13 protein-coding genes are annotated in these 14315 nt (G+C 56.6%); 7 read left to right on the top strand and 6 right to left on the bottom strand.

What is annotated here, in order from left to right; translation table 11 throughout:
* Positions 1–303 precede the first annotated feature (303 nt).
* Positions 304–729, top strand: coding sequence for a hypothetical protein (locus tag AC27IT_RS19185; protein WP_327945190.1), 426 nt, complete (start codon positions 304–306; stop codon positions 727–729).
* A 198-nt stretch (positions 730–927) separates the two neighbouring features.
* Here the strand turns inward: AC27IT_RS19185 and AC27IT_RS19180 are convergent, their stop codons facing one another.
* The 4 genes from AC27IT_RS19180 to AC27IT_RS19165 all read right to left on the bottom strand — a co-directional run bounded on the left by AC27IT_RS19180 (position 928) and on the right by AC27IT_RS19165 (position 4392).
* Positions 928–1905: a tripartite tricarboxylate transporter substrate binding protein gene (locus AC27IT_RS19180; RefSeq protein WP_035317275.1), complete on the bottom strand. Its 978-nt coding sequence runs from the start codon at positions 1903–1905 to the stop codon at positions 928–930.
* Between the two features lie 55 nt (positions 1906–1960).
* Entirely contained in the window at positions 1961–3487 is a 1527-nt protein-coding gene (locus AC27IT_RS19175; protein WP_327945189.1) for a tripartite tricarboxylate transporter permease, read from the bottom strand.
* 3 nt (positions 3488–3490) lie between these two features.
* Complete coding sequence (locus AC27IT_RS19170; protein WP_327945188.1) at positions 3491–3970, bottom strand: tripartite tricarboxylate transporter TctB family protein; 480 nt, start codon at positions 3968–3970, stop codon at positions 3491–3493.
* 107 nt (positions 3971–4077) lie between these two features.
* Positions 4078–4392: a hypothetical protein gene (locus AC27IT_RS19165; protein WP_005827439.1), complete on the bottom strand. Its 315-nt coding sequence runs from the start codon at positions 4390–4392 to the stop codon at positions 4078–4080.
* Between the two features lie 218 nt (positions 4393–4610).
* On the opposite strand from AC27IT_RS19165, the gene AC27IT_RS19160 reads away from it, so the two are divergent.
* Positions 4611–5138: a hypothetical protein gene (locus tag AC27IT_RS19160; protein WP_327945208.1), complete on the top strand. Its 528-nt coding sequence runs from the start codon at positions 4611–4613 to the stop codon at positions 5136–5138.
* A 269-nt stretch (positions 5139–5407) separates the two neighbouring features.
* Here AC27IT_RS19160 and adhP read toward each other — a convergent pair whose 3' ends face one another.
* Positions 5408–6421 (bottom strand): alcohol dehydrogenase AdhP, encoded by a 1014-nt coding sequence (gene adhP, locus AC27IT_RS19155; RefSeq protein WP_005827442.1) that lies wholly within the window; start codon positions 6419–6421, stop codon positions 5408–5410.
* Between the two features lie 273 nt (positions 6422–6694).
* Here adhP and AC27IT_RS19150 point away from each other — a divergent pair, with 273 nt between their 5' ends.
* Genes AC27IT_RS19150 through AC27IT_RS19135 form a run of 4 tightly spaced genes read left to right on the top strand, consistent with a single transcriptional unit; the run spans position 6695 to position 11894 of the window.
* The gene (locus AC27IT_RS19150) at positions 6695–7843 is read left to right on the top strand and encodes an iron-containing alcohol dehydrogenase (protein ID WP_005827443.1); all 1149 of its coding nucleotides are present in this window, start codon (positions 6695–6697) and stop codon (positions 7841–7843) included.
* A 9-nt stretch (positions 7844–7852) separates the two neighbouring features.
* Positions 7853–9166, top strand: a complete 1314-nt coding sequence (locus AC27IT_RS19145) for a sensor histidine kinase (protein WP_197187058.1) — start codon at positions 7853–7855, stop codon at positions 9164–9166.
* Positions 9135–10598 carry a sigma-54-dependent transcriptional regulator gene (locus AC27IT_RS19140; RefSeq protein ID WP_007783886.1) on the top strand — a complete coding sequence of 488 codons (1464 nt, stop codon included), beginning with the start codon at positions 9135–9137 and terminating at the stop codon, positions 10596–10598. The genes AC27IT_RS19145 and AC27IT_RS19140 overlap by 32 nt, the downstream gene beginning before the upstream one ends.
* 45 nt (positions 10599–10643) lie before the next feature.
* Entirely contained in the window at positions 10644–11894 is a 1251-nt protein-coding gene (locus AC27IT_RS19135) for a benzoate/H(+) symporter BenE family transporter (RefSeq protein WP_005827448.1), read from the top strand.
* Between the two features lie 203 nt (positions 11895–12097).
* Here AC27IT_RS19135 and AC27IT_RS19130 read toward each other — a convergent pair whose 3' ends face one another.
* Positions 12098–12973 carry an SDR family oxidoreductase gene (locus tag AC27IT_RS19130; RefSeq protein ID WP_122952993.1) on the bottom strand — a complete coding sequence of 292 codons (876 nt, stop codon included), beginning with the start codon at positions 12971–12973 and terminating at the stop codon, positions 12098–12100.
* Between the two features lie 187 nt (positions 12974–13160).
* On the opposite strand from AC27IT_RS19130, the gene AC27IT_RS19125 reads away from it, so the two are divergent.
* The gene (locus AC27IT_RS19125; protein WP_025849050.1) at positions 13161–14129 is read left to right on the top strand and encodes a helix-turn-helix transcriptional regulator; all 969 of its coding nucleotides are present in this window, start codon (positions 13161–13163) and stop codon (positions 14127–14129) included.
* Positions 14130–14315 lie beyond the last annotated feature (186 nt).

The following is a 14315-nucleotide window of genomic DNA, read 5'->3' as shown; positions in this document are numbered from 1 at the left end:
TGGCCCCTTGCCTCCCCGCTCCCAACTTTTACGGCAATGATGCACATTGCTGCTGGCTACTTGCGAGCGAATCCTGCCCCCCGCCCGCTCATGCCGACGACAAATTCGTCCCTCCGAACTCGCCTGCCAAAAAATCACAAAACGACAATTCCTGTCTCTGTCTCCACCTGTCTCCTCCCGTCTCCTATCCCTTCCTTTTACCCGTAAGCGCCCTGCTACGCCCCAAACGAGCATCATCACCCTTCCTATAATATGGTAACTTTTCCACCCCTTCGCCCGTCTCTTCGATGAGGTGATTCCAACATGCACTTCCACAAATGGTTACGCAAATACGTAGCGGCTGTTTTGGCATTCATCCTGCTCGGCTATCCTCCCCCTTCCGCCCAAGCCTGCTCCTGCGGAGAACAGAGTGCGACGAAGCGGTTGGAAAAAACAGAAGCTGTCTTTCAGGGCGTCGTCACGGACATCCGCCAAAACGGCGCGGATGAAGAGGTGATTTTCGCGGTCACGAAAACGTGGAAAGGGGACAAGCTCCCGGAGCGCCGCACGTTGTCCGCTCCCGGAAGCTGCCATTACCGGTTTGAACGTGGCGTGGAATACGTCGTCTTCGCTTCCGGCTATCAGGCAGAGGACGGATCTACTTCCTTGCGCGTGTACAATTGCTGGGGACTGCTCCCGTTTCGGAAGCGTATGGAGATATCGCCGAGCTTGATTACGGATTGCCTTTGAACATCCGCCATCTGCTGCCTATTCCCGAGCAGCGCTATGCCTGGTACTTGTCCCTTTTCGATGCGATCAGCGACATCTGCCAGCAGCCAGCCAAATGAACCGTGCACCAAAAACCCCGGAAAAAGAGCGGTGTGCCCTTTTCCGGGGTTTTGCGCGCGAACTGCTCGTGCGGACTCCTCATCCGGACCCCGCCCCTGTTTATTTGCGGATGCCTTTTTTCGTCGCCAGCTCGGTGTACGCACCCGTCTCCTTCTCCGTGTCCTGCGTGAACTGCTGGCGATCCGCATAGGCAGGCTCGACCTGTATCTCGCCGAGCTTTTGCAAATAGGCCGGGTCGCTCGTCATTTTGGCGATGCCTTCTTCCCACTTTTGGATGACGGCATCAGGCGTGCCTTTGGCAAACGACACTCCGGTCCACCAGAACACCGTCAGGCCGTCGATGCCCTGCTCCTGCGCGGTAGGGACATCAGGCAAAAACGGGCTGCGCTCCTCTCCGGCAACCGCGAGAATTTTCACCTTGCCCGCCGCAAGCATCGGCATGATCTCGCCGACTGTGTGCACAGCCAATACCGCGTGGCCGCCCGCTACTTTGGGGACAGAATCGGAAGCGCCTTTGGTCACGATCATCCTCGTCTTGGAAAAATCCGCGCCGATGGCATCCAGCCACTGGGCCACGCCGAATGCGGAAAAGCCCGCGGGTCCCACCGAAGTCCAGGTCAGCTCTTCCGGGTTTTCCCTGACCCACTGGGAAAAAGCGGCGAAGTCTTGCCACGGCGCGTCGGCTTTGACGGCAAAGGCGAGCGTCCCTTTGCCGATCCGCGCTGTATAAATCTGGTCTTCGTTTTGAATCGGGGGATTTTTCATGCCAGCGGCCAGCATCGTCGTATTCGACACGTTGACCGCCAGTGCCGTGTAGCCGTCGTTTTTCGCCTGCTTCAAGGCAAATTCGGCTCCCACGGCACCGCCGCCGCCCGCCTTGTTGACCACGACGATCGGCTGGCCCCATTCCTTGCTCAAATAGTCAGCGGTGGCTCTCGCGACGAGATCGACGCCGCCTCCGGCTGAATACGGCACGATGTACTCGATTTGCCGGGTCGGATAGGCCGCAGCCGTTTCGCCCTGGACGGACTGCCCGGTCGCGCAGGCGCTCACGGTTGCCGCCAGCAAAAAAGACATCGTGACCGACACCCAATGTTTGTATCCTTTCACTACTTTTCCTCCCGTCTCTACACTAGGCTACGTCCACGCCTTTTTTCTGCTCCTCCCGCAACCGCTGGCGGGTTCGCCTGTTCAGCACAAGGGATACGATCAACAGTACCGCGGCCGCAAGCAAAATCGACAGCGACAAAGGGCGAGACAGCACGATACCGAGTGAGCCGCTTCCCATCGCCATCGTCTGGATGAACGATTCCTCCAGCAGCGGCCCGAGAATGAAGCACAAAATCAGCGGCACGACAGGCCATTTATACTTCACAAACAGGTAGCCAAGTCCGCCGAACAAAAAGGTAATCCAGACGTCAAACATGCTGTTGCGCACGCTGTACGCCCCGATCGTGCACAGCATCAAAATGACAGGGGCCATGATGCCAAACGGAACCCGGGTCAGTTTCACCCAGAGCCAGACCATCGGCAAATTCAGCACCAAAAGCATCATGTTGCCGATGAACATGGAGGCGATCACCGTCCAGACGAAGTCGGCATGCTGCGCAAACAACACCGGGCCAGGCGTCAGGCCGTAAATCATCAGACCTGCGAGCAAGATCGCGAGCGGCGGAGAAGACGGGATGCCGAGCGAAAACAACGGGATGAAGCCCGCGCTGCTGGTCGCGTTGTTGGCCGCTTCCGGCGCTGCCACACCTTCGATCGCTCCGGTTCCGAATTTCTCCGGCTGGCGGGAAACTTTTTTCTCCAGATCGTAAGCCAAAAAAGCCGTAATCGCCGCCGAGCAGCCTGGAAGCAGCCCGAGGAAAAACCCGACAAGCCCGCCTCTAAGCATCGGCGCGGCGCTTTTTTTCATGTCCGCCTTTTGCGGATAAACGCTACCAGGCTTGCCAATTACGGTCGCCTTGCGCTTTTCCGCGATGCCCTTGAGCACCTCGGTAATGGCAAACAGCCCGATGATGATGCTAATCATGTCCAAGCCGCCCGTCAGCGACGAGACGCCGTAGTCAAAGCGCGGCATGCCGGACGATGGCCCCAGGCCGACCAATGACAGCGCATAGCCGAACGCCCCCATCAAAAACGATTTCAACAGCGAGCCGCCCGACAGGCTGACCATCAAGGTGAGCGCGAGCAGCATCAGCGCAAAATATTCAGGCGGCCCGAACTTCAATGCCTGATCGGCGAGCAATGGCGCGAAAAACACCAGCCCGATCACGCCGACTACCCCGGCGACAAACGACGCGATGGCCGAGATGCCGAGCGCTGGCCCGCCCTTCCCTTGCTGGGCCAGCGGGTAACCATCCAGACAAGTAGGAACGGACGACAGCTCGCCCGGTATATTGAGCAGAATCGCCGTCGTAGAGCCGCCATACATCGCCCCGTAATAAATGCCAGCCAGCATAATCATGCCCTGGGTCGGCTCCAGCACGGTCGTCACCGGCAGCAAGATCGCGATCGCCGAAGTTGGCCCCAGCCCCGGCAGCACCCCTACAAAGGTGCCAATCAAAGCCCCGAGCGCTGCCATGAGCAGATTTTCCAGGCTAAACGCAGTCGCAAATCCGACCAGCAAAAGCTGCAGCGTATCGATGGTCAGCACCTCCTACCACAAATCCCCGCCAGGGAAAGGCATTTGCAGCCACAAAATAAACACCGCGTACATAGCGCCAGTCAACAGAAGCGAGTAGAAAACAGCGACGTACAATCGATAAAAGCCGATCAACATAAAAAAGGCAACGGAAGCAAGCGCCGTAGCAAGCAAATAACCCATCGCGCCAATCAGCCACGCGTAGAGTAGAAGACTCAACCATGCAAACAAAACGCGCGGTCTTTCGTCTCCCGGCGCAACTGCCTGACGCGGCGGCGCAGCGTGCGCTTTGCCGGGATAAGACTGTACCAAAAGCACGCCCCCGAGCATGACGAACAAAAACCCGAGTATCGCAGGCAGCGTATGGTCTCCTACGTACAAGGACTGCGCATAAGCTTGTAACCGATACGCCTCCAGCGAAATCATGACGCCAATCGCCATGCAAAACAACGCGCCGATCCAATCAGCCCGGTTGTGCGGGCGTCTCACAAACACCACCTCAGCTCCTGAAAAGCTACCATCAACCTATGGCACATTCGCCCATTGTGTGCGGGCAAAAAAATGCCAATACCAGTCTTTGCGAAGACGGCAATGGCGTCGGATTACCATTTGATTTGGTCACTCATATGGATGATGGCCTGCGCGACTTTTGCTTCGTAGCTTTCCTTGCTGCACAGTTCTTTCCATAGTTGCTCCTGTTCTTCGTGAGTGAGCAGGTCGCTGCGGCCCGCCCTTGTCTGCATGGCCCCCTTCAGCGGCGCGGCGTTTTGGCCGGTTTCGCCGCCGTGGCTGACAAGCTCGTGCACCAGGAGCATGTTCAACAGCTTGTCCATCTTCGCCTGCCTCCGGGCCAGATGCGGCTCCATCCGCTTGGCGACCAGCCACAGCTTTTCTGTTTGCTCTTGTGCGGTTACCATGACTCTTTCGCACCCCCATACTATATATATCTAAATATAATTATTTATATCTAATTATAATAAACATTTTGCGAAAGAGAAGCCAGATCGACCTGTTTTCATGGATGGGGTTAACTTTTTCTTTGCAATTTCATCCGACTTAGATAAAAATTAGCTCCTATACAAAATAGAAAAAAATGGTAATTATGTGATAGAATCTCCAAAAAGGAGCAGTGTTTATGCAAAAGCAAGCGAAAATCATGTTTAGTTGTTTACTCGTTGCCGCTGTATCCATTACTGGCGCATCTGTTCTTGCAAGCAAGAGTAATGTAGCCGAATATAGATACTATTTAGAAAAGCACATTGAGGAAAAACTTGAAGTTGCTTATGATAGCGCGGCAGCAGTATTTCGTTTTGATGACAGCGACTACCAACTTTTTCGAGCAGATAGTCTTGACCGACCAGAAGAGATGTCGACAGATGACTATACCTTTTTACGATTGACCATGGGCGAAACCATCTTCCAAACGAACGAGATTGAGAAAGGAGATTTTGCCCCGGCTATTTACATTAAAAATAGCCTGGATGAAGCAGTTGTCCTTTTGAAGAAGCAAAATGGTGAGAATAAAAAGTTTACTTATCAGAAAGATGACACGGCAAAATTAAGATGGAAGCTAGTGGAACAAGAAGCGGCTGATGGCGAGGCGGTAAAAGTATCTGCGCCGCAATCATTCGATGCCTTCGTACAAGAAAAAGCTTCAAATTAACTGCCAAAAAGTCGGTTACGCTTCTAGCGAAACCGACTTTTTGAGTGTCTAAAGTTCCTCGACATTGTAAATGCGCTATTCGTTGACGTTACTCTCATAGTAGATAGAGCTTCGGAGGGAGTTCACAAATAGACGAGTCTGAGCAACCGTCTCTAGTCACTGCGATTTTTGCTCCCCTTCACGCTGATGGGCTTCCACAAAAAAACTGCCACCCGCCAGTCAATGAAAACGACTGGCGAGCAGCAGCTCCCCCCTCTTCCCTTATGCGATTATTCCATTGTCAAAACGACGCGGCCATTGACTTGGCCTTTTTCCAAGCGCTCCAGCACCTCGTTGATTTTATCGAGTGGCTGGGTTTCGATGATGGCGCGGACTTTGCCGCGCGCGGCGAAGTCGAGCGCTTCCTGCATGTCTTTGCGCGTTCCGACGATCGAGCCTTTGACGGTTACGCCGTTGAGCACTGTATCGAAGATCGGGATTGGCAACTCCGCATTCGGCAAGCCGACTACGACGAGCGAGCCGCCGCGGCGAACGGACTTGTACGCCTGCTCAAACGCTTTTTTCGTCACAGCCACGCTGATCGCGCCGTGTACGCCGCCGATCTGCTCCTGAATCGCCTGCACAGGATCAACCTCGCTACCGTTGACGGTCAGGTCAGCCCCTAGTTCTTTTGCCAAGTCCAGTTTTTCCTGGTGAATATCTACCGCGACGACGTTGTAGCCCATCGCCTTTGCATATTGCAACGCTACGTGGCCCAGTCCGCCGATGCCGTAAATCGCTACCCATTCGCCCGGCTTCACGTTCGCGACCTTCAGTGCTTTGTAAGTAGTGACTCCTGCGCACAAAATCGGCGCTGCCTCTACGTCGCCCAGCTCATCCGGAATGCGCGCGACATAAGCTGCCGGCGCTACGCAATACTCTGCGTAAGCTCCATCTGCGGAGTAGCCGCCATTGAGCTGCTGCAGGCACAGCGTCTCCCAGCCTGTGAGGCAGTAGTCGCATTCGCCGCACGCCGAGAACAGCCACGGGATACCTACGCGATCGCCCAGCTTGAGCGACGTGACGCCTTCGCCGAGCTTTTCAACCACGCCTACGCCTTCGTGTCCCGGAATCAGCGGCAGTTTTGGCTTGACTGGCCAGTCTCCGTGCGCCGCATGCAAGTCAGTATGGCAGACGCCGCACGTCTTGATTTTCACCAAAACCTCGCCGTAGCCGACCTCTGGGACCGCTACTTCCTTCACTTCCAGCTTTTGATGGAACTCGTTGACCACTGCTGCTTTCATTTGGACCATCCTCCTCTTTCCCCCTGGGCATTATGTATGCCTGTTCGGCGGTAATCCGCTTACGTCCCTTTATCATTGCAAGCAGCATGCCAAACTGTAAGCGCTTTACATTTCGCGGTTTTTCGCGATATGTCGCGGAAATTCGCACTCGGACTGGCCGTTTTTTCGGCCCACTCAGCCAAAAATTCGGCCCGCCAGCCAAGCTTTTGGCCAAAAAAGGGGATTCTCCCCTGTCTGCGGTATTACTACATAGCGGAAAAAGGGGGTAAAAGCATGCAAATATCCAAGTTCATGACACCGGAGATCATCTTCGGAAACCAGTCCATCGGCCAAGTCGGGGAAAGTCTTCGCAGATTGGGTGCCTCCCGTGTCTTTCTTGTCAGCGACCCCGGTGTCGTGAAGGCAGGCTGGGTCGAGCGGATCATCCACTACTTGCAGCAGCAACACCTCGATTATCATCTGTGGACAAACGTGACAGCCAATCCCAAAGATTACGAGATTCACGCCGGAATCGCCGCTTACCGCGCGGGCGAGTGCAACGCGATTCTCGGCGTTGGCGGCGGCAGCGCCATTGATGCGGCCAAAGCCATCGCCCTGCTTGCCACCAACGAAGGCAGCATCGTCCAGTACGAAGGCGTCGATCGCATCCTGCATCCGCTCCCGCCCATGGTCATGGTGCCGACCACTGCTGGCTCCGGCTCGGAAGTATCGCAGTTTTCCATTATTGTCGACAGCGAGCGAAAAGTAAAAATGACGATCGTCTCCAAATCGCTCATTCCCGATATCGCCATCATCGACCCGCAAACGTTGATGACCAAAGACCGACAGCTCACCGCCAATACAGGCATGGACGTCCTGACGCATGCCATCGAATCGTATATTTCCCTCGCCGCGACACCGCTCACCGAGGTACACTCGCTGCAGGCGATGCGGCTTATCGCCCAGCATTTGCGCCCATCTGCCGCCAGCCAGTACAACGCTTGCGCCAAGCAGGCGATGGCCATGGCGAGCTTGCAGGCGGGCATCGCTTTTTCCAACGCCATCCTCGGAGCCGTACACGCCATGTCCCATCAACTGGGCGGCTTTCTCGACGCGCCGCACGGGGAAGTGAATGCGATCCTTTTGCCTCACGTACTCGAATACAACTACATTGCCGCCCCGGAAAAATACAGGCAAATCGCCGAATGCCTGGGCGAGAACACTTCGGGCCTGAGCACCCATGACGCTTCCCGCCTCGCGCTGAAAGCGGTGAAGGACCTGGCAAACGACCTCGACGTCCCCCACTCGCTGTCTGCCATCGGGCTGCACCCGGAGCAAATCGAGCTATTAAGCTCGCTCGCCCTGCTCGACGTCTGCATGACCACCAACCCGCGCGACATGAGCGTCCAGGACGTCGCTGCCCTTTTTCGCCAAGCATTATAGGAGGCCGCCATGCAAAACAAACAGGAGATATTGGAAAAGCTCACCGGGATATCGTCCTCGCGCAAAAGCTACTACAGCGAGCTTGTCTATCTCGTGGAAGAAATGAAAAAGAAAAACCGCCAGCTCGCCGTCATCAACGAGCTGACGCAAATCCAGATCAACGCCACCTGGCCGCAAACCAGCAGCTATCTCGCCGCGCAACTGTCGCAAATTCTCGCCTTCGAGCACTTTGCGCTGACAATCGTAAAAGGCGGCATGCCCGCTTCTTACTTGTGCATCTGGACCGACTCCGACTGGCAATGCCGCACCTTGACCCAGCCCGCGGCTGCCGATCCGGCGCTGTTTATCGAGCAGGTCCACCAAAAGCTGACGGAGGTGCTGCCGCAGCATTTTGCCACGTCCGTTCCGCTGCGCAGCCAGTTGAACCAGACGTTCGGCTTTTTGACCTTGCTGCACCAGGAAAAGCGCCAGGCAGACAAGGAGGAAACAGAGCTGATCGAGCTGGTCGCCAGACACGTTGGCGTCGTCGTGGAAAACAGCCTCTTGTTCCAGGATGTGAACGAAAAAATCAAGATCGAGGCGCAACTGATCCAATCCGCGAAAATGGCCGCAATCGGGGAAATGGCGGCCGGAATCGCCCACGAGCTGAACAGCCCGCTGACTGCGATTCTCGGCAATTCCCAGTTGCTCCTGCGCGACATGGCGGATGGCCCCACCGCTCCGCTCATGCGGGACATTTACCAGTGCGGGGTGCGCTGCAAAAAGATCATCCAAAACTTGCTGACTTTTTCCCGGCAGGAGGAATATTTGTTTGAGACTGTCTCCATCGACGAGGTCGTGGAAGATGTGCTCGGGCTGATCGGCTACCAGTTGTCTGTCTCCGGCCTGACCATAACCCGGGAAATGAACGTGCCGAGCCTGCTGTTCCACGGAAGCCGCCATCAAATCGAGCAAATCGTCATTAATCTGCTGCTGAACGCCAGAGACGCGCTCGCGGACAGTGAAGCGCCGCAAATTGTCATTCGCTCGTTTCTCGCAGAAGAAGCTGGCGTCCGCTACGTAGGCTTGTCCGTTTACGACAACGGGACAGGCATCCCGAAGGAGCAACTGCCGCAAATCTTCCAGCCGTTCTTTTCCACAAAGGAACGGACAAAAGGAACCGGACTGGGCTTATCCGTCAGTCTTGGCATCGCGGAAGCGCATGGCGGCAGGCTGTTTGCGGAAAGCGAAGAGAACGGCTACAGTAAGTTCACGCTGCTGCTGCCGCTGCTTGAGAGAGAGGAGGACAACCATGGAGCCGAAACGAATTTTGATTGTCGATGATGAGACAGAAGTAACCACCTTTTTCACCTATTTTCTCCAGCGCAAAAACTGCGAGGTCGTCGTGGCGAATACAGGCAAACAGGTCGAGCGGCTGCTGCATGACGCCTCCCAGCACTTTCATGCCGCCCTCGTCGATTTGAAGCTGCCGGACGCCGACGGCCTGGAGCTTTTGCGCGAGATCAAGGCGGCCCATCCCGCGTGCGAGGTGCTGATTATGACGGGCTACAGCACGATCAAATCGGCAGTCACCGCCATGCAGTGGGGCGCCAAAGACTATTTGGAAAAGCCGTTTGACGACCTGGACAGCCTGGAGCATGTCATCGACTCTGTTCTGTCTGCCTCGGCGAAGCAAAAAGATGACCTATCCCAAGAGGCCGCGCAATATGGTATCGTGTATTCAGCAGAAAGTCCGATGGCCCAAGTGACGGCCATTGCCAAAAAGTTGGCAAAAAAAGCAATTCACGTCCTGATTGAAGGAGAAACAGGCACGGGCAAGGAGCTGATGGCCCGTTTTCTCCACGGAGCGAGCAACCGCGCTCAGCAGCCGTTCGTCGCCTTCAACTGCGGTGCCGTTCCGGAGTCGTTGCTGGAAAGCGAGTTGTTCGGCTTTGAAAAAGGCGCTTTTACCGGGGCGATCAAGTCGCGAAAAGGCTTGTTTGAGCTTGCGCACAACGGCACGCTGTTTCTCGATGAGATCGGTGAAGCCCCTCTCTCGATTCAGGTCAAGCTGCTCCGCACGCTGGAAACGGGAGAGTTCATGCGGGTCGGAGGCGAACAGGTCGGCCAGAGCAACATCCGCTTCATCTCGGCCACGAACCGCAACCTGGAGCACGAAGTCGAAATGAACCGTTTTCGCAGCGATTTGCTCTATCGGCTGGAAGGAATCAAGCTGGCGATTCCTCCCCTGCGCGAGCGGACTTGCGATATCCCGGCCATCGCCCACTACTATTTGCAAAAGCGCAGCGGCACCCCGTGCGAGATCGAGGCGGACGCTCTGGAGCTTTTGCAGCGCTACGACTGGCCTGGCAACGTCAGACAACTGCTTAACGTGCTCAACCAGACCATCGCCCTGCACGAATGCGAGCGGCTGCGCGCAGAGCATCTGCCGGCCCAGCTTCGGCAAAGAGCGGCGCAGCCGAAGCTGCAAGGGCGAGAGCAGCCCGCCGAAGACCAGCCACAGCCCGGCAGCATCGAGCAGGCGATCGAGCGGGAATGCGCGCGCTTCGTGGAATCGCTCACCCGCAACATCCCTTCCATCGAAGGCGTCGACTTCGAATATTTGCAAAAACGAATCAAGCTCCTGGAAGGGGAAATCGGGCGGGCGATCATCGAAAAAGGACTGAGCGAGACAAAAGGAGACAGGCAGTTGTTGAGCAAGAAATTGAATATCACCAAGCGGACGATCCGCTACATTCTCAATGAAAAGGGGTAATGCCTCGCCGACCTGCGCTGATCCCCTGTTAGGAGGCAATACGTTGTGGTACCCCAAAAACAGCAATCTGGGTTGATCGCCAACCTCAAAAACATCCCGGCTGATTTTTCGCTCTCTGCCGTTATCGTCGGCCTGATCGCTACGATGGTGTCGTATGCGGGGCCGCTTCTGATCGTGTTTCAGGCAGCGCAAGGCGCGGGCCTCAGCGAAGCCGAGCTGTCCTCCTGGATATGGGCAATCTCGATCGGCAGCGGCCTGACCGCGATTATTCTCAGCATCTGGTTCAAAACGCCAGTCATTACGGCATGGTCAACGCCCGGTGCCGTCCTGCTCGTATCGAGCCTGACCGTCTATCCGTACAGCGATGCGATCGGGGCGTACCTGTTTTCCGCCGCCGTCATCACCCTGCTCGGCGTCTCCGGCTTGTTTTCCATCTTGATGAAATACGTGCCGCAGTCGATCACGACCGCGATGCTCGCCGGGATACTGTTGTCCTTTGGCGTCGATGTGTTCGTTTCGATGCAGCATTTGCCTGCCCTGGCTTTGCCGATGATTTTTTGCTACCTGTTCGCCAAGCGCTGGTCTCCGCGCTACGCGGTCGTGCTCACGCTCCTGGTCGGGCTGGCCGTCGCCTTCGCGATGGGGCGTCTGCAGCTCGATTCCGTCCAGATGGCGTTGGTCAATCCCGTGTTCACGCTGCCGACCTTCTCGCTCGATGCGATTGTCGGCCTGGGGATTCCGCTGTGCATCGTCACGATGGCTTCGCAGAACGCGCCGGGAATCGGCGTCCTGAAGGCAGACGGCTACGACACGCCTGCAAGCCCGCTCGTAGCCACGACCGGGATCGCTTCGCTCTTGCTCGCTCCGTTTGGCTCGCATGGGATCAACCTCGCTGCGATTACGGCTGCCATCTGCACGGGAAAAGAAGCGCACCAGGACCTGTCGAAGCGCTACATTGCGGGAATTGCCTGCGGTGCCTTTTACCTCGTGTTCGGCATGTTTGGCGCTACGATCACCTCTGTCTTTTTCGGGCTGCCGAAGGAGCTGATCGCCGTCATTGCGGGACTGGCTTTGTTCGCTTCGCTCAGCTCGAGCCTCGCCCAAGCGATGAGCGATATCAAGGAACGGGAATGCGCCCTCGTCACCTTCCTCGTCACGATATCGGGCATCTCCATCGGCGGGATCGGCGCCGCCTTCTGGGGGCTGATTGCGGGAGTGATTACGAATTTGATTTTGAATGGAAACGTGCGCAAGTGGTTCGTGCGGCGGAAAAAGGACGCGCGGCCGTTGGCTTAGTTGGGCTGCTTTGCAGGAAATGTCTCCCTGTACATGGGAAATCTGGCCTACGCCCCTTTCCAGCTCTTGATCCATCGGAAAAATATATACATTTTTCTTTCGCAAACTAAAAAGCGGGCGTCCTCTTTGAGAGATACCCGCTTTTTTGCTGCTGCCGTTTCGTCGCGTGAGCCTGCGTGATGAACGCTGTCTTTGTCGTGCCGTTACCGATACAGCCCTTGCTCGCGGGCGTAGTTTCCCCAATGCGGGCGGCTGCCGTCCCGATCGACAAACGGATACTCGTCGGAAAGCCCCCACGTGCTCAGTGCCTGCCCCGCTTTTTCGGCGATGGCGGGATCAGCGGCGAGCGCGGCGACTGCCCGCCCGATATACAGCGGAGTTTCCGACACGATGAAATGCGGATCTTTTTTGACCGCCTCTTTCCACGTCTCTTCCGTCACGCCAAAATAGTCGAGCATCTCCTCTGAACGCAAGAACCCGGGTGTCAGCGCCAGAGCGGTAACGCCATGCGGACGCAGGTCCTCGGCCATCGCCTGAGCCAGATGGATCACTGAAATTTTGGCCAGACTGTAGTACAAGTGCTGGCGATACCGATAGTCGACCCCGTCCGTGATCTCGATGATGAGCCCTTTTTTCCGCTGCACCATGAGCGGTGCGGCATAGTAGCTCGTAATCATATGCGTGTGGACTGCGCGCTGCTGCATCAGCAAACCATCTGCCAAAGAATGCTCCCAAAACGTTTTTCCCCAGACAGTCAACTTCTCTCCGCCCCAGATGTCGTTCACCAAAATGTCGAGCTGGCCGTTTTGCTCTGCTTTTACCCGTTCAAACAGCGCTTTCACTTCGTCTTCCTGCGAATGATCGACTCGGACCGCAATGCCGACTCCGCCGCTGGCCGTCACCAGCTCGGCCGTCTCCTCAATCGTCTCGGGCCGGCCCAAGTCAGACTGTTGGCCTCTCACGCTGCGTCCCGTTACATACACGGTTGCGCCCGCTTCCCCCAAGCCGACGGCAATCCCGCGCCCTGCCCCTCTCGTTCCTCCTGCGACTACTGCGACTTTTCCTTGCAATGCTTTCATCTTTGCATTCCTCCCTTTTCGTTGCGCACCACGCATAAGTGCCTGACGCGCGATGTTACGCTGCATGCCGGCGGTCGGTTGACCACATGGAACAAGTGTAGCGTTTTATATATGACATCGTCTGTCATATTGGGTAAAGTAAAATGAACAGACATAGCAAACGATCTTTTGGTGAGGAGTGATTATCATGCGGGCTGACCGACTGCTCTCGATCTTGCTGCACCTGCAAAATCACGGCCGGATGACAGCCAGGCAACTGGCGGAAAAACTGGAGGTGTCGGAGCGGACGATCCATCGGGACATGGAAGCCTTGAGCGCATCTGGCGTGCCCGTCTACGCCGAACGGGGCTCTGCTGGCGGATGGGTTTTGGCGGAGGGCTATCGCAGCAATTTGACCGGGTTGAAAACAGATGAACTGCAATCGCTCATGCTATCCTCCCCGTCCGCTCTGTTGAACGACCTGGGGCTTCGGGACGAGTACGAGCAAGCTTTTCTCAAGCTGCTGTCCGCCTTGCCGCAGAGCGTTCAGCAGGACGCCTGGCACGTGCGGCAGCGGCTGCATATCGACGGAGCTGGCTGGCACGAGTCAGATGAATCGTTTCCCCTGCTCGCCACCATCCAGGACGCCGTCTGGCTCGCCCGCAAGCTCTGGGTCCGCTACCAGCGGGAGGACGCGCTTGTCGAGCGAATCGTGCACCCACTCGGACTGGTCGCCAAGCGTAGCGTCTGGTATTTGGTGGCGCAGGTCGACGCGGATATGCGCACGTACCGGATCTCCCGGTTTACGGAGGCGCGGGTGCTGGAGGAGTCTTTCGTCCGGCCTGAAAACTTTGATCTCGCCAGCTATTGGGAAGAATCGACGAAACAGTTCAAGGCAAGCCTTCCGCGCTATCCGGCTGTCATTCGCGTCCGCGAAGAGGCGCTGCCCCGGCTGAAACAGGAGCGCTACGTAAAAATAGCTTCCATCCAATCCGTTGCCACAAACGGTTGGCTGGAAGCCGAGGTGGAATTTCATACGCTGGACTCTGCCTGCATTTTGGTGCTCGGATACGGTCCGGCGCTCGAGGTGCTGCAGCCGGATGAGCTGCGGGCAGAAGTCGTAGCGAGTGCTGCTGGTATCTTGCGGTTGTATGGGGGCGGGGGCCTTGCCAACTGAGGTCTGGCTGACCGCTTAACTGATCGCGCGACTTTCCGCTTGCCTGTTCAAACGACTAACCGCTTGCCTGTTCGCTCGGCCTTCCGCTTGCCTGTTCGCTCGGCCTTCCGCTTGCCTGTTCGCTCGGCCTTCCGCTTGCCTGTTCGCTCGGCCTTCCGCTTGCCTGTTCGCTCGGCCTTCCGCTTG

It is taken from the genome of Brevibacillus sp. YAE8, from assembly GCF_057543335.1.
This window is presented reverse-complemented; position numbering and strand designations above follow the sequence as displayed.

Excerpts from the sequence above, each read along its gene's own strand:
- AC27IT_RS19165 (WP_005827439.1), bottom strand. The coding sequence starts at position 4,392 with ATGGTAACCGCACAAGAGCAAACAGAAAAGCTGTGGCTGGTCGCCAAG.
- AC27IT_RS19180 (WP_035317275.1), bottom strand. The coding sequence starts at position 1,905 with ATGTCTTTTTTGCTGGCGGCAACCGTGAGCGCCTGCGCGACCGGGCAG.
- AC27IT_RS19145 (WP_197187058.1), top strand. The coding sequence starts at position 7,853 with ATGCAAAACAAACAGGAGATATTGGAAAAGCTCACCGGGATATCGTCC.
- AC27IT_RS19130 (WP_122952993.1), bottom strand. The coding sequence starts at position 12,973 with ATGAAAGCATTGCAAGGAAAAGTCGCAGTAGTCGCAGGAGGAACGAGA.
- AC27IT_RS19160 (WP_327945208.1), top strand. The coding sequence starts at position 4,611 with ATGCAAAAGCAAGCGAAAATCATGTTTAGTTGTTTACTCGTTGCCGCT.
- AC27IT_RS19150 (WP_005827443.1), top strand. The coding sequence starts at position 6,695 with ATGCAAATATCCAAGTTCATGACACCGGAGATCATCTTCGGAAACCAG.
- AC27IT_RS19140 (WP_007783886.1), top strand. The coding sequence starts at position 9,135 with ATGGAGCCGAAACGAATTTTGATTGTCGATGATGAGACAGAAGTAACC.
- AC27IT_RS19125 (WP_025849050.1), top strand. The coding sequence starts at position 13,161 with ATGCGGGCTGACCGACTGCTCTCGATCTTGCTGCACCTGCAAAATCAC.
- adhP (WP_005827442.1), bottom strand. The coding sequence starts at position 6,421 with ATGAAAGCAGCAGTGGTCAACGAGTTCCATCAAAAGCTGGAAGTGAAG.
- AC27IT_RS19185 (WP_327945190.1), top strand. The coding sequence starts at position 304 with ATGCACTTCCACAAATGGTTACGCAAATACGTAGCGGCTGTTTTGGCA.